This window comes from Nonomuraea sp. NPDC050733, from assembly GCF_040654215.1.
GTDB lineage: Bacteria > Actinomycetota > Actinomycetes > Streptosporangiales > Streptosporangiaceae > Nonomuraea.
The window spans coordinates 34,340-56,977 of sequence record NZ_JBFAHO010000028.1; the positions used below are offsets into that span (position 1 = coordinate 34,340).

Sequence of the window (22,638 nt, forward strand, 5' to 3'; positions counted from 1 at the left end):
CGACTCCCCTCTTGTGGACAGTGGAGAGTTTAGCTATAGATAGTGGTTAGTGACACTATCCGCTATCTATATCAAGGAGGCGCCGTGTTACGCCGGCATCGCCCGCTGATGGTCTCGGCAGGGCTCATGTCCGTCCTGGCCGTGGCGACCGCGGTCGCGCTCGTCCTGGACGACCGCACGCTCGACGGCATGCCCGTCTGGGCCAAGCCGCTGAAGTTCGCCATGTCCGTCGCCGTCTACTCCTTCACCTGGGCCTGGCTGCTCTCCCTCCAGCGCCGCGACCGCCGCTGGGGGCGCCTGGCCGGCACCGTCCTCGCGGTGGCCGGCGTCGCCGAGGTCGCGGCCATCACCTTCCAGGCGGCCCGCGCGCACCGCAGCCACTTCAACGCCGCCACCCCCTTCGATTCCGCGCTGTTCGGCGTCATGGGCGTCATGATCATCGGCCTCATGGTGGCCAACATCGTCGCCGCCGTCGCCGTGCTCCTCGACCGCCAGGCCGACGGGCCCTCCACCTGGGCCGTGCGCCTCGGACTGGTGATCTCCACGCTGGGCCTCGCGAGCGGCGGCCTCATGCTCGGCCCCCGTCCCGGCCAGAGCCTCGCCGGCGGCGTCATCGGCGCCCACACCGTCAGCGCGCCCGACGGCGGGCCCGGCCTGCCCCTCCTCGGCTGGAGCACCGTCGCCGGCGACCTGCGCGTGCCGCACTTCGTCGGCATGCACGCCCTCCAGCTCCTCCCGCTGCTCCCCCTCGCCCTCGCGGCCCTGTCCCGCCGCTTCCCCGTCCTCGCCCCCGAGCGCGTACGGCAGGGCCTGACGCTCACGGCGGGCGGCCTGTACGCCGGCGTGTTCGCGCTCGTCCTGTGGCAAGCCCTGCGCGGCCAGTCGCTGGTGCGGCCCGACGGGCCGACCCTGGCCGCGGCGGGCGTCCTGGTCGTGCTGGGACTCACCGGGGCGGTGGCCTCGACCCGTGCCCCCAGCCGGTCCACGCCGAGAACCGCCGCCGCCGCCGCGGAGGCCGCCCGATGAGCACCGCGGCCCTGTTCGACCTCAGCTTCTACGCCGCCGCGCCGTTCTGGGCGCTGATGATCCTCGCCCCTGCCTGGTCGCTCACCCGGAAGGTGGCCGCCTCCCCGCTCATCGTGCTGCCCGCCCTGGCGGTCAATCTGGTCCTGGTGCTACCCGTGCTCGGCGCCGTCTGGCCGGTCGTGACCAGGCCGTCCCTGGCGGGCCTCACGGCCCTCGTCGCCACCCCCGAGGCCCTGGCCGCGCTGTGGGCCCAGATCATCGCCTGGGACCTGTTCCTCGGCCGCTGGATCTACCTGGACAGCCGGGAGCGGGGCGTGCACCCGCTGCTCATGGCCCCGGTCATGATCCTGACCATCCTGCTGTCGCCGATCGGGCTGCCGGCCTACCTCCTGCTGCGGCTGCCGTTCAGAGGCAACAGGTCTGAGACCCCCTCGACAGGGCCCGTGATCCGTACGATGGCGTGAGAAGGAAGCCCCCCGGTTAGGATCAAGAACATCTTCATAGAAGATGCCAGTGATCGCCCAGATCCGGGTATATACGGCTGGGAATGGACTGCAGGAGGCCCCCATGCAGGTCAAGAAGGTAGCCACTTACGTGCTCGTAGCGTTCGTGATCTTCTACCTGTTCACCCGGCCGGCCCAGGCCGCGTCCGCGGTCAACGGCGTGTTCGACGGAATTGTCCATGGTGCCAACCAGTTGGCCGTCTTCTTTACCAATGTTCTAGCGTGAGTGGGACACCTGTCTGCGTTGGACGCTTCCCCGTACCGGCGGAACGTGTTACGCAGGCAGGATGAGAGATCGCCCGACCGCCACCAAGATCATCCAGTCTGATCCCCACGTGCGGCGCGTCCTGGAGCGGGCCGAGCTCGAAGGTGTCGAGCTCGTCCGCTTCCTGTACGCCGACCACGGCGGGGTGATCCGCGGCAAGGCGGCGTCCCGGTCGCGGCTGGCCGAGCGCCTCACCACGGGCATCGGGCACACGGTGGCCATGATGGCGATGAACATGCTCGACCAGTTGCAGGACGTCGAGCACATGGGTCCGGTGGGCGAGGTGCGCATCGTCCCCGACCCCGCGACGTACGTCCCGCTCCCGTACGCACCGGGCGCCGCCGCGATGCTCTCCGATCTGCGGCGGCGGGACGGCTCCCCATGGGACGCCTGCCCGCGCACGTTCCTCAAGAACGCGATCGACGCCCTGGCCGCCGAGGGCTACACGCTGATGGCCGCGTTCGAGCCGGAGTTCACACTCGGGCGGCGCCTGCCCGACCCCACCGGCGGCCCCGACCGGATCGTGCCGATCGACGACACCCTCTGCTACGCCGGCACCGGGTTCGACACGGCCCACGACTACACGATCAAGCTCATCCGCGCCCTGGAGACGCAGGGCCTCCGGGTCGAGCACTACCACCCCGAGCTCGCCCCGGGCCAGCAGGAGCTGTCGATCAGGCACGCCCCCGCGCTGCGCGCCGCCGACAACCACGTCCTCTACCGCGAGACCGTGCGCGGCGTGGCGCTGCGCATGTCGATGTGGGCCACACTGGCCCCCAAGCCCCTCGCCGAGCAGGCGGGCAACGGCGCCCACCTGCACCTGTCCCTGTGGCGGGGGGCCACCAACGTGTTCGCCGGCGACGGCGGGGAGCTGGAGTCCTTCGTCGGCGGGCTGCTCGCCCACCTGCCCGCCCTGACCGCCCTCACCTGCGGCACCGTCAACGGCTTCCGCCGCCTGGCCCCGCGCTCCTGGGCCGGCGCGTACGCCGTCCACGGCCCCGACAACCGGGAGGCGGCCGTACGGATCTGCTCGCCCCTGGGCGAGACCGGCGAGCCCAACCTGGAGCTCAAGCCGTCCGACTCCTCGGCCAACCCCTACCTGTCGCTCGGGGCCGTCATCCACGCCGGCCTCGACGGGCTGCGCCGCAAGCTCGACCCGGGCGAGTCGGTCGACGTGGACCCCGACACCCGGCCGGGACGCTACCCGCGGCTGCCCGCATCGCTGGACGAGGCGCTGAACGCGCTGGAGGCTGACGAGGTCCTCATGGAGGCGCTCGGCCCGCTGCGGCGCAGCGCCTACCTGGCGGTCAAACGCTCCGAGGCGCGCGCGTTCGCGGCCATGGACGAGGCCTACGAGCTGTTCCAGCACATGAAGGTCTTCTGAGGCGCCCCGGCCCGCCGTCGCGCCTCTGAAGGGTCGCGACGCCTCCGTCCCTTCCGAGGCGTCCCTTCCGAGGCGTCCTTTCTGACGCGTCGTGGCCTCCCGCCGCACGCCGACGCCCGGCCGGAGCCCCGGGGACTCTGCCCGGAACGCCCGGCCGGACGGTCCGCGGCTAGCGCACCGGGTGGCCCGCCGCGCGGAGCGTCTCCTTCACATCCGCGATCTTGAGAGTGCCGAAGTGGAAGACCGACGCCGCCAGCACCGCGTCCGCGCCCGCCTCCACCGCCGGCGGGAAGTCCTCCAGCCGGCCCGCGCCGCCACTGGCGATCACCGGCACGCGCACCACGGCCCGCACCGCCCGCAGCATCTCCAGGTCGTAGCCCTCGCGGGTGCCGTCACCGTCCATCGAGTTGAGCAGGATCTCGCCCACGCCCAGCTCCTCGCCGCGCGCGGCCCACTCCACCGCGTCGATGCCCGTGCCGCGCCGCCCGCCGTGCGTGGTCACCTCGAACCCGCTCGGCGTGCCCGGCGCGCGGCGCGCGTCGACCGACAGCACCACGCACTGCGCGCCGAAGCGCCGCGACGCCTCGGTCAGCAGCTCCGGCCGGGCGATGGCCGCGGTGTTGAGCGACACCTTGTCGGCCCCGGCCCGCAGCAGCCGGTCGACGTCCTCGACCGCGCGGATGCCGCCGCCCACGGTCAGCGGGATGAACACCTGCTCGGCCGTCCTGCGGACGACGTCCAGCATCGTGTCCCGCTCGCCGGAGGAGGCGGTGATGTCGAGGAAGGTCAGCTCGTCGGCGCCCTCGGCGTCGTAGCGCCTGGCCAGCTCGACGGGGTCGCCCGCGTCACGCAGGTTGGCGAAGTTGACGCCCTTGACCACCCGGCCCGCGTCGACGTCCAGGCAGGGGATCACCCTGACGGCCACGGTCATGCGCGCACCGCCTCGATCTCGACCTCGACGAGCATCCGCGGGTCCACCAGCCCGGCGACCCGCACACCCGTGCAGGCGGGGCGGACCTCGCCGAACACCTCCCCGATCGCCTGGCCGACCAGGTCGAAGTGACGCTGGTCCACCACGTAGTAGCGCACCATCACCACGTCATCCCTGGTCAGCCCGGCCAGCTCCACCGCGTCCACCGCGATGCCGATGGCCGTCAGGCTCTGCCGGTAGGCGTCGCCCACGTACCGGACCTCGCCGTCGATCGTGGCGGTGCAGCCCGACACGATGACCCGGTCCCCGACGACCACCGCCCGGGAATAGCCGTAACGCTCCTCCCACACGCCGCCCGAAAACACCCGCGAACCGGTGCTCTCCATGCTCATGCTGCTCACCACGGCCCCTCCTACCCTCTAACCGCGAACCGCGGCCAAGGCGTTCTCCAGTGTGAACGCCTGGGCGTACAGCGCCCTGCCTACGATGGCACCTTCCACGCCGTCAGGCACGAGGCCCGACAGCGCGACCAGGTCCTCCAGGGAGGAGACGCCTCCGCTGGCGACGACCGGCCTGTCGGTGCGGGCGCACACCTGGCGCAGCAGGTCGAGGTTGGGTCCGCGCAGCGTGCCGTCCTTGGTGACGTCGGTGACGACGTAGCGGGGGCAGCCGTCGGCCTCCAGCCGGTCCAGCACCTCCCACAGGTCGCCGCCCTCCTCGGTCCAGCCGCGCGCCGCGAGCGTGGTGCCGCGCACGTCCAGGCCGACCGCGATCCGGTCGCCGTGCTCACCGATGATCTTGCGGCACCATTCGGGGTTCTCCAGGGCGGCCGTGCCGATGTTCACGCGGCGGCACCCGGTGGCCAGGGCGGCGGCCAGCGACTCGTCGTCGCGGATGCCGCCGGACAGCTCCACGTTCACGTCCAGCCGGCCGATCAGGTCGGTGATCAGCTCCCGGTTGGAGCCGCGGCCGAACGCGGCGTCGAGGTCGACCAGGTGGATCCACTCCGCCCCGGCCTCCTGCCAGGCCAGCGCGGCGGCCAGCGGCTCGCCGTAGCCGGTCTCGGTCCCGGCCTCACCCTGGACCAGGCGTACGGCCTGGCCGTCCGCGACGTCCACGGCGGGAAGGAGTACGAGCGACATCAGATCCTCCGGTCGAAGGCAAGGGTCATGACAACAGGGACGAGCAACAGGGACAGGACGAGGGCGCCGAAGCTGACGGCCGGTGACCCCCACACGACCCATACCACCACTTGGACGAGCGCGAACGCGATCGCCACGACAGTGTTCTGGACGCGGCGGCGGCGGGCGAGCAGGCCGCCCTGACGGGCGATCCGCACCGGGCGGGGTGTGAGGCGGGCCACGAGGGCGCGGCGGCGGGAGGCTCGGGACTGGCGCTCCTCGTTGCGCCGCGCGGCGCGCTCCCGCTGGGCCTCGCGCTCGGCGCGGCGCCGCGCCCGCTCCTTACTCACGACTCACGCCACAACACTCACGAATGCCACAACGGTCACGAATGCCACAGCGGTCATGAATGACGGCACTCACGACCGGGGCCTCTCACCCGGGACGGTGCGCGGCCGTCGCTCACAGGACGCCGAGCCAGTTGGTCAGCAACGCGGCGCCCGCGTCTCCGGACTTCTCCGGGTGGAACTGGGTGGCCATGAGCGGACCGTTCTCGGCGGCGGCCACGAACGGCACTCCGTGCTCGGCCCACGTCACCAGCGGCTCGGCGAACCCGTCGCCGGGCCGCAGCTCCCACTCGCGCACGCCGTAGGAGTGGACGAAGTAGAACCGCGTGTCGGCGTCCAGGCCGCGGAACAGCACGCTGCCCTCGGGGGCCTTGACCGTGTTCCACCCCATGTGCGGCAGCACCGGGGCCTCCAGCGGCTCGACCGTGCCCGGCCACTCGCCGCAGCCCTCGGTCTCGACGCCGTGCTCGACCCCCTTGGCGAACAGGATCTGCATGCCCACGCAGATGCCCAGCACCGGCCGCCCGCCGGCCAGGCGACGGCCGACGGCGCGCTCGCCGCGCACCCCCCGCAGCCCCGCCATGCACGCCGCGAACGCCCCGACCCCGGGCACGACGAGGCCGTCGGCCTCCATGGCCGCGTCCAGGTCGGACGTCACGGTCACGTCCGCGCCGACCCGGGCCAGCGCCCGCTCGGCCGAGCGCAGGTTGCCCGACCCGTAGTCGAGCACCACCACGCGCTTCACCACCACATCACCCCCGCCGTGATCGCCAGCGCCGCACCGACCGCGCAGACGGCCGCGCCCACCTTGAGCCCCTGCTTGAACAGCGAGAACACACCGCCGGCCAGGAACAGCCCGATGAACACCATCACGACGGCCAGCATGTTCTCACTCACAGGACGCCCTTGGTGCTCGGCACCCCTGTCGCGCGCGGGTCCAGCTCGGACGCCTCGCGCAGCGCCCTGGCCAGGGCCTTGAACTGGGCCTCCACGATGTGATGGGCGTTGCGCCCGTACGGGACGTGGACGTGCAGGCAGATCGCCGCCTGCGCGACCAGGGACTCCAGGATGTGGCGGGTCATCGTCGTGTCGTACTCGGGGCCGATCATCGGCGCCATGCCCTCGGGCTCGGAGTGCACGAGGTACGGCCGGCCGGACAGGTCGACCGTCACCTGGGCGAGCGACTCGTCCAGCGGGCACGACGCACTACCGAACCGCCTGATGCCCGACTTGTCGCCCAGCGCCTCGCGGAACGCCGCGCCCAGCGCCAGCGCCGTGTCCTCGATGGTGTGGTGCGCGTCGATGTGCAGGTCACCCTCGGTCTTGACCGTCAGGTCGAACAGCCCGTGCTTGCCGAGCTGCGCCAGCATGTGGTCGAAGAACCCCACCCCGGTCGCCACGTCCACCCGCCCGGTGCCGTCGAGACCCACCTCGACCAGGACCGACGTCTCCTTCGTCACACGCTCCACGCGGCCGACCCGACTCACAGAACCCCCTCCAGAGCGGCACGGAACGCCGCCATCTCCTCGCCGGTGCCGATCGACACGCGAAGCCACTCGGGCGGCCCCACCTCACGGATGAGCACGCCCCTCGCCAGCAGGCCCTCCCAGACCGCACGGCGCTCGGGAAATCTCCCGAACAACACGAAGTTGGCGTCGGAGTCGGCCACCGTCAAGCCCTTGCCGCGCAGCCACTCCACCGTGGCGTCACGCTCGCGGCGCAGCGCGTCGACCGTGCCCAGCAGCTCCGCGCGATGCCGCAGCGCCACCCGCGCCGCCGCCTGCGTCAGCGTCGACAGGTGGTACGGCAGCCGCACCAGCAGCAGCGCCTCCACCACCGCCGGGTGGGCCGCCAGATAACCGAGCCGGGTGCCCGCCATCGCGAACGCCTTCGACATGGTCCGGGTCACGATCAGCCGCGGGTGCGCCGGCAGCAGGCTCAGCGCCGACGGCGTGCCCTCCCGCGCGAACTCCGCGTACGCCTCGTCCACCACCACCATGCCCGGAGCCGCCTCCAGCACCCTGGCGATCGTCTCCAGCGGCAGGGCGGTGCCGGTCGGGTTGTTCGGCGAGGTCAGGAACACGATGTCCGGCCGGTGCTCCTCCACCGCGGCCGCCGCCTTGGCCGGGTCGAGCGAGAAGTCGTCCTCCCGCGCGCCCCCGATCCACTCCGTGCTCGTGCCCGTCGTGATGATCGGGTGCATCGAGTACGACGGCTCGAACCCCAGCGCCGTCCGGCCGTAACCGCCGAACGCCTGCAGGATCTGCTGGAGCACCTCGTTGGAGCCGTTGGCCGCCCACACCCGGCTCGCGTCGAGCCCGTGCCCCAGATAGCCCGCCAGGTCGGCGCGCAGCTCCAGCGCGTCACGGTCGGGGTAGCGGTTGAGCGCGCCCGCACCGCCGCGCACCTCCCCCGCCAGATCCTCGACCAGCTCCGGGGAGGGGGGATAGGGATTCTCGTTGGTGTTGAGCCGCACCGGCACGTCGATCTGGGGCGCGCCGTACGGCGTCCTGCCCCGCAGGTCGTCCCTGATCGGCAGGTCGTTCAAGGTCATGTCGTTCGGGGTCATGTCGTTCGAGGTCATGGCGTTCGGGGTCGGGTCGTCCGGCGTCATGAGGGGATCCGCCAATCGAAGCGCGCCCGCACGGCCGCGCCGTGCGCCGGCAGGTCCTCGGCGTCGGCCAGCACCGACACGTGCGCGGCCGCGCCGGCCAGCGCCTCGCGGGTGTAGTCGACCACGTGGATGCCGCGCAGGAACGTCTGCACCGACAGCCCGCTGGAGTGACAGGCGCAGCCGCCGGTCGGCAGCACGTGGTTGGACCCCGCCAGGTAGTCGCCCAGCGACACCGGCGCGTACGTGCCCACGAAGATCGCGCCGGCGTTGCGGATGCGGGCCGCGACCGCCGCCGCGTCGGCCGTGTGGATCTCCAGGTGCTCGGCCGCGTAGGCGTTGACCACCTCCACGCCCTCGTCGAGGCCGTCCACCAGCACGATCCCGGACTGCCGGCCGCGCAGCGCCTCGGCGATCCGCTCGGAGTGCTTGGTCGCCTCCACCTGGCCCGGCAGCTCCCTCTCGACCGCCTCGGCCAGCTCCACGCTGTCGGTCACCAGCACCGCGGCCGCGATCACGTCGTGCTCGGCCTGGCTGATCAGGTCGGCCGCCACGTGCACCGGATCGGCCGTCTCGTCGGCCAGGATCGCGATCTCCGTCGGCCCGGCCTCGGAGTCGATGCCGATGCGGCCCTTGAGCAGCCGCTTGGCCGCCGCCACCCAGATGTTGCCCGGCCCGGTCACCAGGGTGGCCGCCGGGCACTCCTCCGTGCCGTAGGCGAACATGGCCACCGCCTGGGCGCCGCCCACCGCGTACACCTCGTCCACGCCCAGCAGCTCGCACGCCGCCAGGATCGTCGGGTGCGGCAGCCCGCCGAAGTCCTTCTGCGCCGGGCTCGTCACCGCCAGCGACGGCACCCCGGCCTCCTGCGCGGGCACGACGTTCATCACCACGCTGGACGGGTAGACCGCCCGGCCGCCCGGCACGTACAGGCCCACGCGCTCGACCGGCACCCACCGCTCGGTGACCGTGCCGCCCGGCACCACCTGCGTCGTCACGTCGGCGCGGCGCTGGTCGCGGTGGACCAGCCGGGCGCGGCGGATCGACTCCTCCAGCGCCGCCCGCACCTCGGGCCGCAGCCCGGCGAGCGCCTCACGCAGCGCCGCACGCGGAACCCGCGCGTGCTCGATCTCCACGCCGTCGAACCTGGCGGTCAGCTCCCGCACGGCCGCGGCCCCGCGATGGCGGACCTCGTCGCAGATGGGCCGCACCTTGTCCAGGGCGGCCTCGACGTCGAGCTCGGCGCGGGGCAGCACGTCGCGCAGGTCCCCCGGCAGGGAACCGCGCAAGTCGATACGGGAAATCACGCACCCCAGTCTACGGAGTCCCACCCGTGGATCCTCTTCCGTCCACCATCCGGACATCCGGATCCCGTCAAGCCTCGGACCGGCCGATACCATGGCCCCGGATTTCGCAGACCCGCGACACCGGTAAGGGTGACCGTCATGGTGATGGAGCCGTCATGGTGATGGAGAACGAGCTGCGGCACCTGCGCCGCTGTGTGGAGCTGGCCGCCGAGGCCCTGGCCGTGGGCGACGAGCCGTTCGGCTCCGTGCTCGTGTCCGGCGACGGCGAGGTGCTCGCCGAGGACCACAACCGGGTGGCCGGGGGCGACCACACGAGGCATCCGGAGTTCGAGCTGGCGCGCTGGTCGGCCGCCCACCTGACGCCGGAGGAGCGGGCCGCCGCGACCGTCTACACCTCCGGCGAGCACTGCCCCATGTGCGCCGCCGCGCACGGCTGGGTCGGGCTCGGCCGCATCGTGTACGTCGCCTCGTCGGCGCAGCTCGTGGGCTGGCTGACCGAGCTGGGCGTGCCGGAGCCTCCGGTGCGTCCCCTGCCGGTGTCCGAGGTCGCGCCGCGGGTCGTGGTCGAGGGGCCGGTCCCCGGGCTCGACGAGGAGGTACGCGAGTTGCACCGCAGGTTCCACCGCGCCGGCTGAGCGCCTTTACAAAGTAGATCGCGAGAAGGGGAAGACGTGGGCAAGGCGAAGGCGCCGGGGGGAACCCCGGCCACGGTGGCGCTGACCAAGGCCAAGGCCGACTTCAGCCTCCATCCGTACGACCACGACCCCGCCGCCCAGGCGTACGGCGAGGAGGCCGCCGACGCGCTCGGCATGCCGTACGAGCGGATCTTCAAGACGCTGGTGGCCGAGGTGGAGAGCGGCCTCGCGGTGGCGGTGGTACCGGTCGCGGGCAGGCTCGACCTCAAGGCGCTGGCCTCCGCCCTCGGCGGCAAGCGCGCCGCCATGGCCGACGCGGCGAAGGTGGAGCGGGTGACCGGCTACGTCGTGGGCGGCATCAGCCCGCTCGGGCAGCGCAAGCAGCTGCCGACGGTGGTGGACTCCTCCGCGCTGGACTTCGGGACGATCTACTTCTCGGCGGGCAGGCGGGGGCTGCAGATCGAGACCGCCCCGGCCAACCTCATCGCGCTCACCCGCGCCGTGACCTCCCCGATCGCCAAGCGCTGACCCCGCCTACCTCTGTACGGTCCCCGCCCCGGAGCCGGGGGCGGGCGCGGGCACCGGCGCCCCCGGAACGGCGGCCCCCGGCCTGACGGGCACGATTCCCGTCCGACCCGGACGCACGGGGACGGTTCCCGTCCGGCCCGGCCGGCGCGGGCGGCCGTCCGGCCGCTGCTCGCCGAGCATGTTCGTGCCGGGCGGCCACAGCAGGTGGCCGTTGCGGCGCGCCCACCGCAGCCACTGGCGCTGCCTGCGGACCATGGCCCGCATCTGCTCCGCCTCCTCGGCCTCCTTCAGCCCCGGCGTGAAACCACCGCCGAAGCGTGACATGTCAGGACCGTGGAAGTCGCCGGAGGGAGTGTCGCGCAGGGCCGACTCCATCGAGTCCACCCAGATCGGCCCCGGCAGCGACGCCCCCTGGACCGACCCGTAGTACTGGCCGCCGATCTCCACGTTCTGCAGCGGGAACCGGTAGGAGCCCCGGATGTCCCCCACGCTGACCGCCGCCGCCAGGTCCGGGGTGTAGCCGGCGAACCAGGCCGAGGTGTAGCCGTTGTTCGTGCCCGTCTTGCCGGCGGCCGGGCGGCCGATGCCCTGCCCGGTCATCGTGCCCTTGTCGAACACGCCCTGGAGCACGTGGTTGACGGCGTCGGCGACCTTGCGGTCCAGCGCCTGCTCGCAGGTGGGCCGCACGCGGGTGGTCCGCCCGTCACGGCCGGCGATCTCCACGATGGCCTGCGGCCGGCAGTACCTGCCGCGCGCCCCGAACGCCGCGAACGCCGTTGCCACCGTCACGGGGTCCATCTCGTTGACGCCGAGCGTGAACGTCGGCACCTCGCGCAGCGGCCGGCCGTCGGCCCGGGTGATGCCGAGGGCCTTGGCGGTCCGCACCACGTTGCACAGGCCGACCTTGCGCTCCAGCATCATGTAGAAGATGTTGACCGACTTCCACGTGCCGGTGGACAGGCTGTACGGGCCGCCCTCGCCCTCCCCGCTGGCGTTGTGCACCCGCACGCCGGGCGCGTTCACCGGCCGGCCGCGGCAGTCGCGGTAGCCCTGCGAGGGCACGAGCACGCCCGGCGTCTCGTAGCCCTGGTCGAAGCGCCATCCCTGCTGGAGCGCGGTCGCCAGCGTGAAGGCCTTGAACGTGGAGCCGGCCTGGAGCCCCATTCCCCCGCCGTGCGCCATGTCGGCCACCAGGTTGAACGTCGTCCGGGACCCGTTCTTGTGGTCACCGGGGTTGCGGCCGAAGTCCTTGCTGGCCGCCATCGCCCGGATCCGCCCCGTGCCCGGCTCGACCATGGCCTCGGCGGCCACCTCGGTGTCCCTCGGGCTCACCCGCGCGCGGATCGCCCGCTCGGCCGCCTTCTGCGCCACCGGGTCCAGGGCCGTCCTGATCACCAGCCCGCCGGTGGCGAGCCGGGAGCGCCGCTCCCCCGCGGTGGCGCCGAAGGCCACGTTGGTGAGCAGCTCCCGCTGGACGTACAGGCAGTAGAACGGGTACGCGCTCTGCGCGCAGCCGCCGGGCTCGGGCCGTAGCTGGATGTCGAGCGGGGATGCCTTGGCGGCGGCGGCCGCCCGCGCGTCGACCATGCGCAGCTCGGCCATCCGGTCGAGCACGAGGTTGCGCCGCTCCTTCAGCCGCGCCCGCTGCGCCGCGCCGATCGACGGGTCCGTGGAGTACGGCATGCGGACCGCGCCGGCCAGCGTGGCCGCCTGCGTCAGGGTGAGGTCCGCGGCCGTGGTGGAGAAGAACCGCCTGGCCGCCGCCTCCACGCCGTGCGCGCCGGCGCCGAAGTAGGCGATGTTGAGGTACCTCTCCAGGATCTGGTCCTTGCTGTACTTCTGCTCCATCGCCAGCGCCAGGCGCAGCTCGGTGATCTTGCGGCTGAGGTTGGGGGCCCGCGCCCGGTCGCGCTCGTCGTCCGTCCTGGCGCTCTCGACCAGGATGTTCTTCACGAGCTGCTGGGTGAGCGACGAGCCGCCCTGCCGGATGCCGCCCGCCTGGGTGTTGGTGAGCAGCGCCCGGAGCGTGCCGCGCACGTCCAGGCCGCCGTGCTCGTAGAAGCGGGAGTCCTCGATCGCGACGATGGCCTGGCGCATCACGGGGGCCACCCGGGCGAGCGGCACCGCCCGCCGGTTGGCCTGGTAGAACTGCGCGAACGGCTTGCCGTTGCGGTCCAGCAGCCGGGTCACCTGCGACAGCGGCTCCTCGCGCGGCGCCGGCGGCAGGTCCACGAACGTGTGCGCGACGCTCTTGGCGGCGAGCCCCGCGCCGCTGACGGCGGGGGCGACCATGGAGGCGGCCAGCACCCCGCACAGCGCTCCCACGAGCCCCAGCGCGCTCACGCATCGCAACACTCTCACGCACACGATCTGCGGCGACCGGCCCCTCGGCAAACCCGGGGAGCCGACACCTTTACTGTTCGCGGCGGATGTTCAGACCCAGCGACACGAACTGCTCGAACGGCTTGTGGTAACCGCGCACGATGTGGTGCACGCCGCGCAACGTGGACGTCCCGTCGGCCACGGCCGCGGCCAGCACCGCGGAGAAGCCCGCCCGGATGTCGGGCAGCGTCACGTCGGCGCCCGTGAGCTTGGACACGCCGCGCACGACCGCCGAGTGCCGGGCGTTGGTGTCGTGGTAGCGGCAGGCGGGGCCGCCGAGGCACTGGTCGAACACCTCGATCTCGCAGCCCATCCGCTGCAGGGCGGGCACGTACACCAGGCGGTTCTCGAAGACCGTCTCGTGCAGCACCGACATGCCCTGACTCTGCGTGAACAGCACCATGAGCGGCGTCTGCCAGTCGGTCATGAAACCCGGATGGGTGTCGGTCTGCACGGCCGCCGAGCGCAGCCCCTCGGGCGGCGCGGTGGCGCACAGGTACTCGTCGTTGATGTCGAAGCGGGCGCCCATCCGGGCGAGCGTGGTGATGGCCGTGACCAGCCGGTCCTGCGGGCAGCCGTGCACCCGCACCTCTCCCCCGGTGATCAGCCCCGCCGCCAGGTACGAGAACGCCTCGATGCGGTCGCCGGCCAGCCAGATCGACGCGCCGCGCAGCCGCTCGACGCCCTCGATGACGATCCGGCGGTCCGGCGAGAGCTCGATCCGGGCGCCCATCCGCTGCAGGAACAGGGCCAGCTCCACGACCTCGGGCTCCATGGCGGCGTTCTTCACCACGGTCTTGCCCTCGGCCAGCACGGCCGACATGAGGATCGTCTCGGTGGCGCCCACGCTCGGGTACGGCAGCTCCAGGCGGGCGCCGCGCAGCCGCTTGGCCTTGGCGAAGATGCCGCCGTCGCCCACCTCGACCTCGGCGCCCATCGCGCGCAGCGCCTCGACGTGGAAGTTGACCGGCCGCCGCCCGATGGGGTCGCCGCCGACCAGCGGCACGAACGCCTCGCCGGCCAGGTGCAGCAGCGGGCCGAGCATGAGGATCGGGATGCGGTTCAGCCCGGTGAACGCGTCCGGCACGCGCGGCCGGATCTCGGCGCCCGGCGCGACGCGGATCTCCTTCTCGGTGATCTCCACATGGATGCCGAGGGACTCCAGCATGGCCGCGGTGATGCCGACCTCGCCCACCTCCGGGGCGTTCTGGATCGTGCTCTCACCGTCGCCCAGCATGGCGGCGACCATGTGCTTGGAGACCGCGTTCTTGGAGCCGCGCACCTCCACGTCCCCGCGCAGCGGGCCGGAAGGGTCGATCAGCCAGACCTCGTCATGATTCACGAAGCGAGCCTAACCGGGAGATACCATCAACCTGTTCCGGTGATCCGGTTCAGTGGCACATTCGAGGGGGACGCGTGGCGAGGCAAGTGCGGGCTTTCGCGGTCACCGTCCTCGCCCTGGCCGGGCTCGCCGTGCTCGCCGGGCTGCTGTGGTCCGCGCTCTCCCCGCGCGCCCCGTACGAGGTGACGGGGCAGGGGCCGATCCTGGCCGACCCGACCACGCAGGCGCTGATCGCCGCCGACGGCTGGTTCGCGGTCATCACGGGCGGGCTGGGAGTGGTGTGCGGCGCGGCCGGCTGGTTCCTCAGCCGCCGCGTCCAGCTTCCCGTGCTGCTCGCGCTGTGCGCCGGCGGGGTCCTGGCGGCGTTCGTGACGTTGTGGGTGGGCTCGACCTTCACGCTCGGAGCGGTGACCGTGGAGGCCGCCGCCGTGCCGGGGGCGCAGGTGGTCGCGGGGTCGCTCCGGCTGACCGCCAGGGGCGTGCTGGTGGCCTGGCCGCTGTGCGCGGTGGCGATCTTCGGCCTGATGGAGGGCATGCACGGCTACCGCGAGTCTCCCCTGCGCACCCCGTACGGGCTCGGCAACTGAGGTGGCCGCCGGCGGCGTTCACAGCGGCGGGCGGCGCAGGCCGTGCCCGGTCGCCCGCTCGAACGCGGCGGCCACGCGCAGCACCTTGGCGTCGGCGAACGGCCGCCCGACGATCTGCACACCCACCGGCAGCCCGTCCTCGGTGAACCCCGCCGGGACCGACGCGGCCGGCGCGTGCAGCACGCTGATCCAGTACGCCGAGCGCATCCAGGCCAGGTAGTCGGGCATCTCCACGCCGTCGATCCGCCTGACATACGGCTCCTCGACCGGGAACGGCGGCACCTGGCTGACCGGCGCGATGAGCACGTCGTAGGTGTCGAAGAAGCCCGCCATGCGCTGGTAGAGGCCGCTGCGCAGCCGCTCGGCGCGGGCCAGGTCGGCGCCGGTGACCTGCCGTCCCCGCTCGACGTTCCAGCTCGTGTTCGGGCCGAGCCCGGTCAGGTCGCCGAACGCCAGGGCGTAGTACCAGGCCCGGTACACGCGGAAGGCGTCCTCGGCGTCGGACAGGTCCAGCTCCACCCGCTCCACCCGCGCCCCCAGCCGCTCGAACACGGCAGGCGCGGTCGCCGTGACCGCCGCCGTCGCCGGGTCCACCGGCAGGCCCCCCAGGTCAGGGCTCCAGGCCACCCGCAGCCCGGCGACGCCCTCCTCCGGGTCCGGGGCGAACCTCTCCATGATCGAGAACGGCGAGCGCGGGTCGAACCCGGCGATGGCCGACATCATCAGCGTCACGTCGCCGACCGTGCGCGCCATCGGTCCCTGGACCGCCAGGGTGTACCAGGCCGCCACGTCGGAGGGGTCGGGCACCCGGCCGGGGGTGGGCCGCAGCCCCACGACGTTGCAGAACGAGGCCGGGTTGCGGAGAGAGCCACCCATGTCGGAGCCGTCGGCGAGCGGCACCATCCCGGCGGCCAGCGCCGCCGCCGCGCCGCCGCTGCTGCCACCCGCCGACCGGGACAGGTCGTACGGGTTGCGGGTGGCGCCGAACACCTCGTTGACCGTGTGGGAGCCGGTGCCGAACTCGGGGGTGTTGGTCTTGCCCACGGTGATCGCGCCGGCGTGCCGGAGCCGGCGCACGATCAGGTCGTCGGCGCCGGGCACGTGGCCGGCGTACTGGGGCGAGCCGTACGTGGTGCGGATGCCGGCCGTGTCGACCAGGTCCTTGTGCGCCACCGGGACGCCGTGCAGCGGACCCTCGGGCTCGGCCGCGTCGGCCGCCTTGGCGGCGTCCATGGCCTGCTCGGCGGCCAGGGTGACGACGGCGTTCACCCGGGGGTTGACCTGCGCGATCCGGTCGAGGCACGCCTGGAGCAGCTCGACGGCGCTCACCTGCCGGGCGCGGACCAGCCGGGCCATCTCGGCGGCGGTGAGGTAGTGCAGCTCGGTCACCCTCCGATCCTGCCCCACCCCGCCGCCGGCGGACCACGGCGAGCCTCACCGACTCGCCGCCGCCGTTCCGTCAGCTCCTGCCCTCGTGCGGCCCTCGGCTCGGGGCGCAGGCGGTCAGCCGCCGAGGCAGGCCGGGCCCAGCAGCTCCTTGAGGTCGCCCATCAGGGCCGGCGACCGCGTCACCCGCAGCCGGTCCTCCACCCGCATGACCGTCGTCCTCGGACCGTCGTGCACCTGGAGGTGCACCTCGGAGGTGCCGGGGTGGGTGGCGAGGATCTCCTTCAACCGGCCCACGACCGGCGGCGTGCACCGGTTGAGCGGCAGGCTGACCAGCAGCGGGCCGCCCGCCTCCAGGGTGAGGTCGGGCGCCGTCACCTCCATGGCGATGAGCTTGGCGACGTCCTCGCGTCTGTCGATGCGGCCCTTGACGAAGACGATCGCGTCCTCGGCCAGGATCGTCGAGCAGAGCTGGTAGGCCGACGGGAAGATCATGACCTCGATCGAGCCTTCGAGGTCCTCCAACTGGGTCAGCACCCAGGTGTCGCCCTTCTTGGCGATCTTCCGCTGGACGCCGCTGAGGATGCCGCCCACGGTGACGATCTGCCCGTCGGGGCGGCTCTCGTCCTGCAGGGCGGCTATCGTGCAGTCGGCGCCGGAGGCCAGGACGTGCTCCACGCCGAACAGCGGGTGGTCCGACACGTACAGGCCGAGCATCTCCCGCTCGAACTGCAGGAGCGTGCTCTTGTCCCACTCGCCCACCGGGATCTGCACGTCGAAGGCCTGGTCCTCGCCGTCGACCGCGCCGAACAGGGAGTCCTGCCCTACGGCCTCGTTCCGCTTGATGTCGATGATCGCGTCGACGGCCTGCTCGTGCACCATGACCAGGCCCTTGCGCACATGCCCGAGCGAGTCGAACGCGCCCGCCTTGATCAGCGACTCGATCACCCGCTTGTTGCAGACGATCGCGGGCACCTTGCGCAGGAAGTCCTTGAAGCCGGTGAAGCGACCCTTCTCCTTGCGCGCCGCGATGATGCCGTCCACGACGTTGCCGCCGACGTTGCGCACCGCCGACAGGCCGAAGCGGATGTCGGCGCCGCGCGGGGTGAAGTCGAAGTCGGAGTCGTTGACGTCCGGCGGGAACACCTTGATGCCCATGCGGCGGCACTCGTTGAGGTAGAGGGCCGACTTGTCCTTGTCGTCCTTGACGCTGGTCAGCAGCGCCGCCATGTACGCGGCCGGGTGGTTGGCCTTCAGGTAGGCGGTCCAGTAGGCGACGAGGCCGTAGCCGGCGGTGTGCGCCTTGTTGAAGGCGTAGTCGGAGAACGGCAGCAGGATGTCCCACAGGGCCTTGACGGCGGCGGCCGAGAAGCCGTTGTCCCGCATGCCCTTCTCGAAGAACTCGTACTGCTGGTCCAGCTCCGACTTCTTCTTCTTGCCCATGGCGCGGCGCAGCAGGTCGGCGCCGCCGAGTGAGTAGCCGGCGACCTTCTGGGCGATGGCCATGACCTGCTCCTGATAGACGATCAGGCCGTAGGTCGTGTCGAGGATGTCCCTGAGCGGCTCCTCCAGCTCCGGGTGGATCGGGGCGATCTCCTGCAGGCCGTTCTTGCGCAGCGCGTAGTTGGTGTGCGAGTCGGCGCCCATCGGGCCGGGGCGGTAGAGCGCGAGGGCGGCGGAGATGTCCTCGAAGTCGTCGGGGCGCATCATCCGCATGAGCGAGCGCATGCCGCCGCCGTCGAGCTGGAAGATGCCGAGCGTGTCGCCGCGCGCCAGCAGCTCGTACGTCTTCGCGTCGTCGAGCGGCAGGTCGAGCAGCTCGATCCGCTCCCCGGTGGTGGCCTGGACGGCCTTGAGGCAGTCGTCGATGATCGTGAGGTTGCGCAGGCCCAGGAAGTCCATCTTCAGCAGGCCGAGCGCCTCGCAGGTCGGATAGTCGAACTGCGTGATGATCGCGCCGTCGGAGTCGCGGCGCATGATCGGGATGTGGTCGGTCAGCGTCTCGGCCGACATGATGACGCCGGCGGCGTGCACACCGGTCTGCCGGATCAGGCCTTCGAGGCCCCTGCCGAGGTCGATCGTCGCCCTGACGTCGGGGTCCTCCTCGTAGAGCCTGCGCAGCTCGCCGGCCTCGGCGTGACGCGGGTGGTCCTTGTCGAAGATGCCCGACAGCGGGATGTCCTTGCCCATCACCGCCGGCGGGAACGCCTTGGACACGCGGTCGCCGAGCGCGTAGGGGTGGCCGAGGACCCGACCGGCGTCCTTGACGGCGGCCTTCGCCTTGATGGTGCCGAACGTGGCGATCATGGCGACCTTGTCGGCGCCCCACTTCTCGGTCACGTAGCGGATCACGTCGGCCCGCCGGCGCTCGTCGAAGTCGATGTCGACGTCGGGCATGGAGACGCGCTCGGGGTTGAGGAAGCGCTCGAAGATCAGGCCGTGCGGGATGGGGTCGAGGTCGGTGATGCCCAGCGCGTAGGCCACCAGCGAGCCGGCCGCCGAGCCTCGGCCGGGGCCGACGCGGATGCCGTTGTTCTTGGCCCACATGACGAAGTCGGCGACCACGAGGAAGTAGCTCGGGAAGCCCATCTGGAGGATGACGCCGAGCTCCTTCTCCGCCCGGGCGCGGTGCTCCTCGTCCACGCCGCCGGGGAAGCGGCGCTCCAGGCCCTTCCAGACCTCCTGCCGGAAGTACGCCTCCTCCGTCATCCCGTCGGGGACGGGGAAGGTCGGCATCAGGTTCTTGAACGCGAAGAACCCGGTCGGATCGACCTTCTCGGCCACCAGCAGCGTGTTGCGGCAGCCCTCGGCCCACAGGTCGGAGGAGTCGACGGCGCGCATCTCGTCGGCGGACTTGATGGAGTAGCCGCTGCCGTCGAAGCGGAACCGGTCGGGGTCGGACAGGCGCTTGCCCGTCTGGACGCACAGGAGCGCGTCGTGGGACGCGGCGTCGGACTCGTAGGTGTAGTGGGAGTCGTTGGTGACCAGCGGCGGGATGCCCAGGTCGCGGCTGATGCGGATCAGCCCGTCGCGGACCCGGCGCTCGATCTCGAGGCCGTGGTCCATGATCTCCAGGAAGTAGTCGTCCTTGCCGAAGATCTCCTGGTATCTCGCCGCCGCCTTCAGCGCCTCGTCGTACTGGCCGAGCCGCAGCCGCGTCTGGACCTCGCCCGACGGGCAGCCGGTGGTGGCCATCAGACCCTCGGCGTGCTCGGCGAGGATCTCCGCGTCCATCCGCGGCCACTTGCGGACGAAGCCCTCGGTGTAGGCGCGCGAGCTGAGCTTCATGAGGTTGTGCAGGCCGGTCTTGTCGCGCGCCCAGATCGTCATGTGGGTGTAGTAGCCGCCCGCGGAGACGTCGTCCTTCTTCTGGTGCGGCTCGCCCCACAGGACCGGCTTCTTGTTGTGGCGCAGCTCCGGCGCGACGTAGGCCTCGATGCCGATGACCGGCTTGACGCCCGCCGCGGTCGCCTGCCTGTAGAAGTCGTGGGCGCCGTGCATGTTGCCGTGGTCGGTGATCGCGATCGCGGGCATGCCCAGCTCGCCGACCTGCTTGAACATCTGCTTCAGCCGCGCGGCCCCGTCGAGCATGGAGTACTCGGTGTGCACGTGCAGATGGACGAACGAGTCGCTGGACGACATGGAGCGGCGCCTCCCGTCTGATGTTCCGCGCCCCGACTTTAGTGCTCCCCACCGACAGTCCGCCTACCCCTGCGTCAGGCTTCCGTTCGCGGGCGTGCCGCGGCGCCCGGCGCCGGTTACGCTGCTCGTGCGGGCCGGCGAAACGGGGTGTTCCGACCGATGCGTCCGGACCGGCGTGGGGTCGTCGCGTTCGGGGAGGCAGGGCTGGAGAGGCGCAGGAACGTCCGCACCGTTCGCATGGTCCCCGCTGTTCCCGTCGTCCTCATGGTCACGGCCGCCGTTCTCGGCGCGCTGCTGGCCGTCGCGGGGCTGCCGCTCGGGGTGTACGAGCGGCTCGCCTGCGCGGCGCTCCAGGCGGGCTGTCCCGCCACGGCGCCACCGGCGGGCAGCCTGCCGCGGGCGACCCGGCTGACGGCCGTGCAGGTGGCGCTGAGCGGCTCCTACGCGGGCCTGGGCGACTCGTACTCCTCCGGCGAGGGCGTGTACGCCCCGGCCGGGCCCGGCGGGAGCGCCGGGGACCCGGGCGGGCGGCCGGCCGGGGAAGGCGCGGCCCGCTGCCACCGCGCGCAGGGATCGTACGTGCCGCTGGTCGCGGGCGCCCACCGCTTCGGCGGCGGCGCGGGGTTCTGGGCGTGCAGCGGCGCCACCACCGGCCAGCTCCTCCGAGGCCAGTACGGGCAGCGCCCCCAGGTCGCCCGGGTGGACCCCTCGACCAGCCTGGTGACGGTGACCATCGGCGGCAACGACGCCGGGTTCGCCCGCGTGCTGACCGCGTGCATCGTCAAGCTGCCCTGGTCGTCGGCGTGCGTGGACCAGGACGGCGAGGTGGCCCGGCGGGTCGGCGGGCTGCGGGAGAGCCTGCTCGGGGTGCTGCGGGAGCTGCGCGTCAGGGCGCCGCGGGCCCGGATCGTCGTGGTCGGCTACCCGAGGCCGTTCCCGGCCCGCCCGGCCGACCGGGTGGACAACCTCAGCCCCGGGGACCAGCTCTGGCTCAACGGCGTCACCCGCCGCCTGAACGACGTCATGCGGGAGACTGCGGTGGGTCTCGACCGGGCCGTCGCCGCGTTCGGCGGGCCGGGGAGCGTGGAGTTCGTGGACGCCTACGACGCGTTCGACGGCCACGAGGCGGGCACCGCCCGGCCGTACCTCAACCGGCTCATCGTGCACGTGAAGGAGCTGCGGGTGGACAGCCGCAGCTTCCACCCGACGAGCGAGGGCTACCGGCGCCTCGCCGAGCTGGTCGACCGCCAGATCGTCACGGGCCCGGGCCGCCCGATGAACAACCTCGTCCTCACCCACCCCTGACCCCGCCGCCCCGGCCTCCTCGCGGGCGGGCCGTCAGGGGCGGGCCGTCAGGGACGGCGTTCCTCGGCCAGGTGGAGGCCCGCCTCGATGACCGCGTTCATCACGGCGGCCAGCCGCTCCTCGCCCAGCCGGGGGGCGCGGCGGGCCATCCGCGCGACCAGCGACCGCTCGCGCTCCGGGTCGCGACCCGCGAAGCCGCCGACCGGCTTGAGCGTCTGCACGACGCCGGCCAGCGCGGCACGCCGCTCCAGGAGCGTCGCCAGGGCCGCGTCCACCCGGTCGATCGCCTCCCGGCACTCCGGCAGCGTGGCGGGCGCCTCGGGCCGCAGGAGCGCCCCCACGAGCGTCACCGCCTCCCGCGCGGCCCGCAACTCCTCCGCGTCCACGACACCCGGCGCGGACGGGTCCGGCGCCGCGGGGAGACCGCCCAGCACGAGCCCGTCCGCCCCTGCCGCGACCGCCGCCGCCGACAGGCCCGGCGCGCCCGTCACGTCGGCCAGCACCGGACGCCCCGACGCCTCCTTGGCCGCCCGCAGCAGCCCCAGGTCCAGCCGGCCCCCCTCGCAGAGGATCACCTCGCCGCTGCCCTCCAGGGCGCAGTAGTCGGCCAGCCCGAGCCACTCCTCCAGCGACGCCGAGGGCCGCCGCTCCACCACGACGGGCATGCCGAGGGCCGCCGCCGCGCGCACGAGGGGGATGTCGCGGGTCCAGGAGGCGCCGACCACCACGCCGTCCGCGCGCTCCGCGATGGCCGGCAGGTCGCCGGCGTCCGCCGGCTCGACCAGGGGAACCCGCGCCTCCCGCCCCGGCGGCGCCTCTCCCCCACGGCTCCCCGGCCGTTCACCCCACTGGTCACCCCTATGGTCGCCCCGCCGCTCACCCTGCGGTCCGCCCCGCCACCGGGCCGCCGCGACCGCCTCCTGGGAGGACGACGCCGGGCCGCCGGAGGCGGCGGGACGGGCGCGCAGGTTGATCCGGCCGGCGACCACCACGGCGGGGCCGGAGCCCACGCGGGTCCCGCCCAGCGTGACCACGCGGTGCTCCAAGGTCGATGACATCTCGGCTCCTCATGCAGGGCCGGCTCGCCGGAGCCGGCGAAACGAAAAAAGGCAGAGACGAGGCGTCTCTGCCTGTGCCGGCTCCAGGGGGTCGCTAGCTCACGACCGGCTCTCCCGGAGCCGGCTCGGTAAACGCGTGGCGACAAGTCATGTCCGAAACCCTACACCCGCTCTCCACGTGCTGGACTCCCGTTCTCACATGGCGGACTGTCCTTCAGGCGAGTCGCCAGTGATCCCTGGCTATGGGAGTATTTCTTGGCCTAGAGGGAGGGTTTGAG

At 72.6% G+C, this 22,638-nt stretch carries 22 protein-coding genes and 1 pseudogene; 8 read left to right on the forward strand and 15 right to left on the reverse strand.

Annotated elements, in window-relative coordinates:
• Window positions 1-84 precede the first annotated feature (84 nt).
• The 4 genes from AB0H64_RS32100 to AB0H64_RS32115 all read left to right on the forward strand — a co-directional run bounded on the left by AB0H64_RS32100 (window position 85) and on the right by AB0H64_RS32115 (window position 3,178).
• A complete protein-coding gene (locus AB0H64_RS32100) occupies window positions 85-1,026 on the forward strand; it encodes a hypothetical protein (protein ID WP_357632138.1) in 942 nt (313 codons plus the stop codon).
• Window positions 1,023-1,490: an ABA4-like family protein gene (locus AB0H64_RS32105; protein WP_357632139.1), complete on the forward strand. Its 468-nt coding sequence runs from the start codon at window positions 1,023-1,025 to the stop codon at window positions 1,488-1,490. Before AB0H64_RS32100 ends, AB0H64_RS32105 begins: the two co-directional genes overlap by 4 nt.
• 103 nt (window positions 1,491-1,593) lie before the next feature.
• The gene (locus AB0H64_RS32110) at window positions 1,594-1,755 is read left to right on the forward strand and encodes a hypothetical protein (RefSeq protein ID WP_175588658.1); all 162 of its coding nucleotides are present in this window, start codon (window positions 1,594-1,596) and stop codon (window positions 1,753-1,755) included.
• 61 nt (window positions 1,756-1,816) lie between these two features.
• Complete coding sequence (locus AB0H64_RS32115; RefSeq protein ID WP_357632141.1) at window positions 1,817-3,178, forward strand: glutamine synthetase family protein; 1,362 nt, start codon at window positions 1,817-1,819, stop codon at window positions 3,176-3,178.
• Window positions 3,179-3,347: 169 nt separating this feature from the next.
• Here the strand turns inward: AB0H64_RS32115 and hisF are convergent, their stop codons facing one another.
• The 9 genes from hisF to hisD all read right to left on the reverse strand — a co-directional run bounded on the left by hisF (window position 3,348) and on the right by hisD (window position 9,495).
• Complete coding sequence (gene hisF, locus AB0H64_RS32120) at window positions 3,348-4,109, reverse strand: imidazole glycerol phosphate synthase subunit HisF (RefSeq protein ID WP_357632143.1); 762 nt, start codon at window positions 4,107-4,109, stop codon at window positions 3,348-3,350.
• Entirely contained in the window at window positions 4,106-4,501 is a 396-nt protein-coding gene (locus AB0H64_RS32125; protein ID WP_357632213.1) for a Rid family hydrolase, read from the reverse strand. Before AB0H64_RS32125 ends, hisF begins: the two co-directional genes overlap by 4 nt.
• Window positions 4,502-4,528: 27 nt before the next feature.
• On the reverse strand, window positions 4,529-5,251 hold the full coding sequence (gene priA / locus AB0H64_RS32130) for a bifunctional 1-(5-phosphoribosyl)-5-((5-phosphoribosylamino)methylideneamino)imidazole-4-carboxamide isomerase/phosphoribosylanthranilate isomerase PriA (RefSeq protein WP_357632145.1): 723 nt from the start codon (window positions 5,249-5,251) through the stop codon (window positions 4,529-4,531).
• The gene (locus tag AB0H64_RS32135; protein WP_357632147.1) at window positions 5,251-5,580 is read right to left on the reverse strand and encodes a hypothetical protein; all 330 of its coding nucleotides are present in this window, start codon (window positions 5,578-5,580) and stop codon (window positions 5,251-5,253) included. Before AB0H64_RS32135 ends, priA begins: the two co-directional genes overlap by 1 nt.
• Before the next feature lie 112 nt (window positions 5,581-5,692).
• Window positions 5,693-6,325: an imidazole glycerol phosphate synthase subunit HisH gene (gene hisH, locus AB0H64_RS32140; RefSeq protein WP_310709295.1), complete on the reverse strand. Its 633-nt coding sequence runs from the start codon at window positions 6,323-6,325 to the stop codon at window positions 5,693-5,695.
• Window positions 6,319-6,474: a hypothetical protein gene (locus tag AB0H64_RS32145; protein WP_357632150.1), complete on the reverse strand. Its 156-nt coding sequence runs from the start codon at window positions 6,472-6,474 to the stop codon at window positions 6,319-6,321. Before AB0H64_RS32145 ends, hisH begins: the two co-directional genes overlap by 7 nt.
• Window positions 6,471-7,064, reverse strand: coding sequence for an imidazoleglycerol-phosphate dehydratase HisB (gene hisB, locus AB0H64_RS32150; protein ID WP_310709297.1), 594 nt, complete (start codon window positions 7,062-7,064; stop codon window positions 6,471-6,473). Before hisB ends, AB0H64_RS32145 begins: the two co-directional genes overlap by 4 nt.
• On the reverse strand, window positions 7,061-8,131 hold the full coding sequence (locus AB0H64_RS32155; RefSeq protein ID WP_357632215.1) for a histidinol-phosphate transaminase: 1,071 nt from the start codon (window positions 8,129-8,131) through the stop codon (window positions 7,061-7,063). Before AB0H64_RS32155 ends, hisB begins: the two co-directional genes overlap by 4 nt.
• A 56-nt stretch (window positions 8,132-8,187) precedes the next feature.
• Window positions 8,188-9,495 carry a histidinol dehydrogenase gene (gene hisD / locus AB0H64_RS32160; protein WP_357632152.1) on the reverse strand — a complete coding sequence of 436 codons (1,308 nt, stop codon included), beginning with the start codon at window positions 9,493-9,495 and terminating at the stop codon, window positions 8,188-8,190.
• A 155-nt stretch (window positions 9,496-9,650) separates the two neighbouring features.
• On the opposite strand from hisD, the gene AB0H64_RS32165 reads away from it, so the two are divergent.
• Both AB0H64_RS32165 and ybaK read left to right on the forward strand, forming a co-directional pair.
• Window positions 9,651-10,130, forward strand: a complete 480-nt coding sequence (locus tag AB0H64_RS32165; protein WP_357632154.1) for a nucleoside deaminase — start codon at window positions 9,651-9,653, stop codon at window positions 10,128-10,130.
• Between the two features lie 36 nt (window positions 10,131-10,166).
• Window positions 10,167-10,658, forward strand: coding sequence for a Cys-tRNA(Pro) deacylase (gene ybaK / locus AB0H64_RS32170; protein WP_357632156.1), 492 nt, complete (start codon window positions 10,167-10,169; stop codon window positions 10,656-10,658).
• Between the two features lie 6 nt (window positions 10,659-10,664).
• On the opposite strand, the gene AB0H64_RS32175 is transcribed toward ybaK, so the two are convergent.
• Both AB0H64_RS32175 and murA read right to left on the reverse strand, forming a co-directional pair.
• The gene (locus AB0H64_RS32175; RefSeq protein WP_357632158.1) at window positions 10,665-13,001 is read right to left on the reverse strand and encodes a transglycosylase domain-containing protein; all 2,337 of its coding nucleotides are present in this window, start codon (window positions 12,999-13,001) and stop codon (window positions 10,665-10,667) included.
• Window positions 13,002-13,071: 70 nt separating this feature from the next.
• A complete protein-coding gene (gene murA / locus AB0H64_RS32180; RefSeq protein WP_357632160.1) occupies window positions 13,072-14,382 on the reverse strand; it encodes a UDP-N-acetylglucosamine 1-carboxyvinyltransferase in 1,311 nt (436 codons plus the stop codon).
• Between the two features lie 74 nt (window positions 14,383-14,456).
• Between murA and AB0H64_RS32185 the strand changes: the two genes are divergently transcribed.
• Window positions 14,457-14,969, forward strand: coding sequence for a hypothetical protein (locus tag AB0H64_RS32185; RefSeq protein ID WP_357632162.1), 513 nt, complete (start codon window positions 14,457-14,459; stop codon window positions 14,967-14,969).
• Between the two features lie 18 nt (window positions 14,970-14,987).
• On the opposite strand, the gene AB0H64_RS32190 is transcribed toward AB0H64_RS32185, so the two are convergent.
• On the reverse strand, window positions 14,988-16,358 hold the full coding sequence (locus AB0H64_RS32190; protein ID WP_357632163.1) for an amidase: 1,371 nt from the start codon (window positions 16,356-16,358) through the stop codon (window positions 14,988-14,990).
• Between the two features lie 114 nt (window positions 16,359-16,472).
• The gene (dnaE, locus tag AB0H64_RS32195) at window positions 16,473-19,997 is read right to left on the reverse strand and encodes a DNA polymerase III subunit alpha (protein ID WP_357632165.1); all 3,525 of its coding nucleotides are present in this window, start codon (window positions 19,995-19,997) and stop codon (window positions 16,473-16,475) included.
• A 159-nt stretch (window positions 19,998-20,156) separates the two neighbouring features.
• Between dnaE and AB0H64_RS32200 the strand changes: the two genes are divergently transcribed.
• Window positions 20,157-21,302 (forward strand): SGNH/GDSL hydrolase family protein, encoded by a 1,146-nt coding sequence (locus AB0H64_RS32200; RefSeq protein ID WP_357632167.1) that lies wholly within the window; start codon window positions 20,157-20,159, stop codon window positions 21,300-21,302.
• 47 nt (window positions 21,303-21,349) lie between these two features.
• Here AB0H64_RS32200 and AB0H64_RS32205 read toward each other — a convergent pair whose 3' ends face one another.
• On the reverse strand, window positions 21,350-21,643 hold the full coding sequence (locus AB0H64_RS32205) for a chorismate mutase (RefSeq protein WP_357632217.1): 294 nt from the start codon (window positions 21,641-21,643) through the stop codon (window positions 21,350-21,352).
• Window positions 21,644-21,868: 225 nt separating this feature from the next.
• Window positions 21,869-22,360, reverse strand: a pseudogene (locus AB0H64_RS32210) (hypothetical protein); the annotation flags it as partial.
• Window positions 22,361-22,638 lie beyond the last annotated feature (278 nt).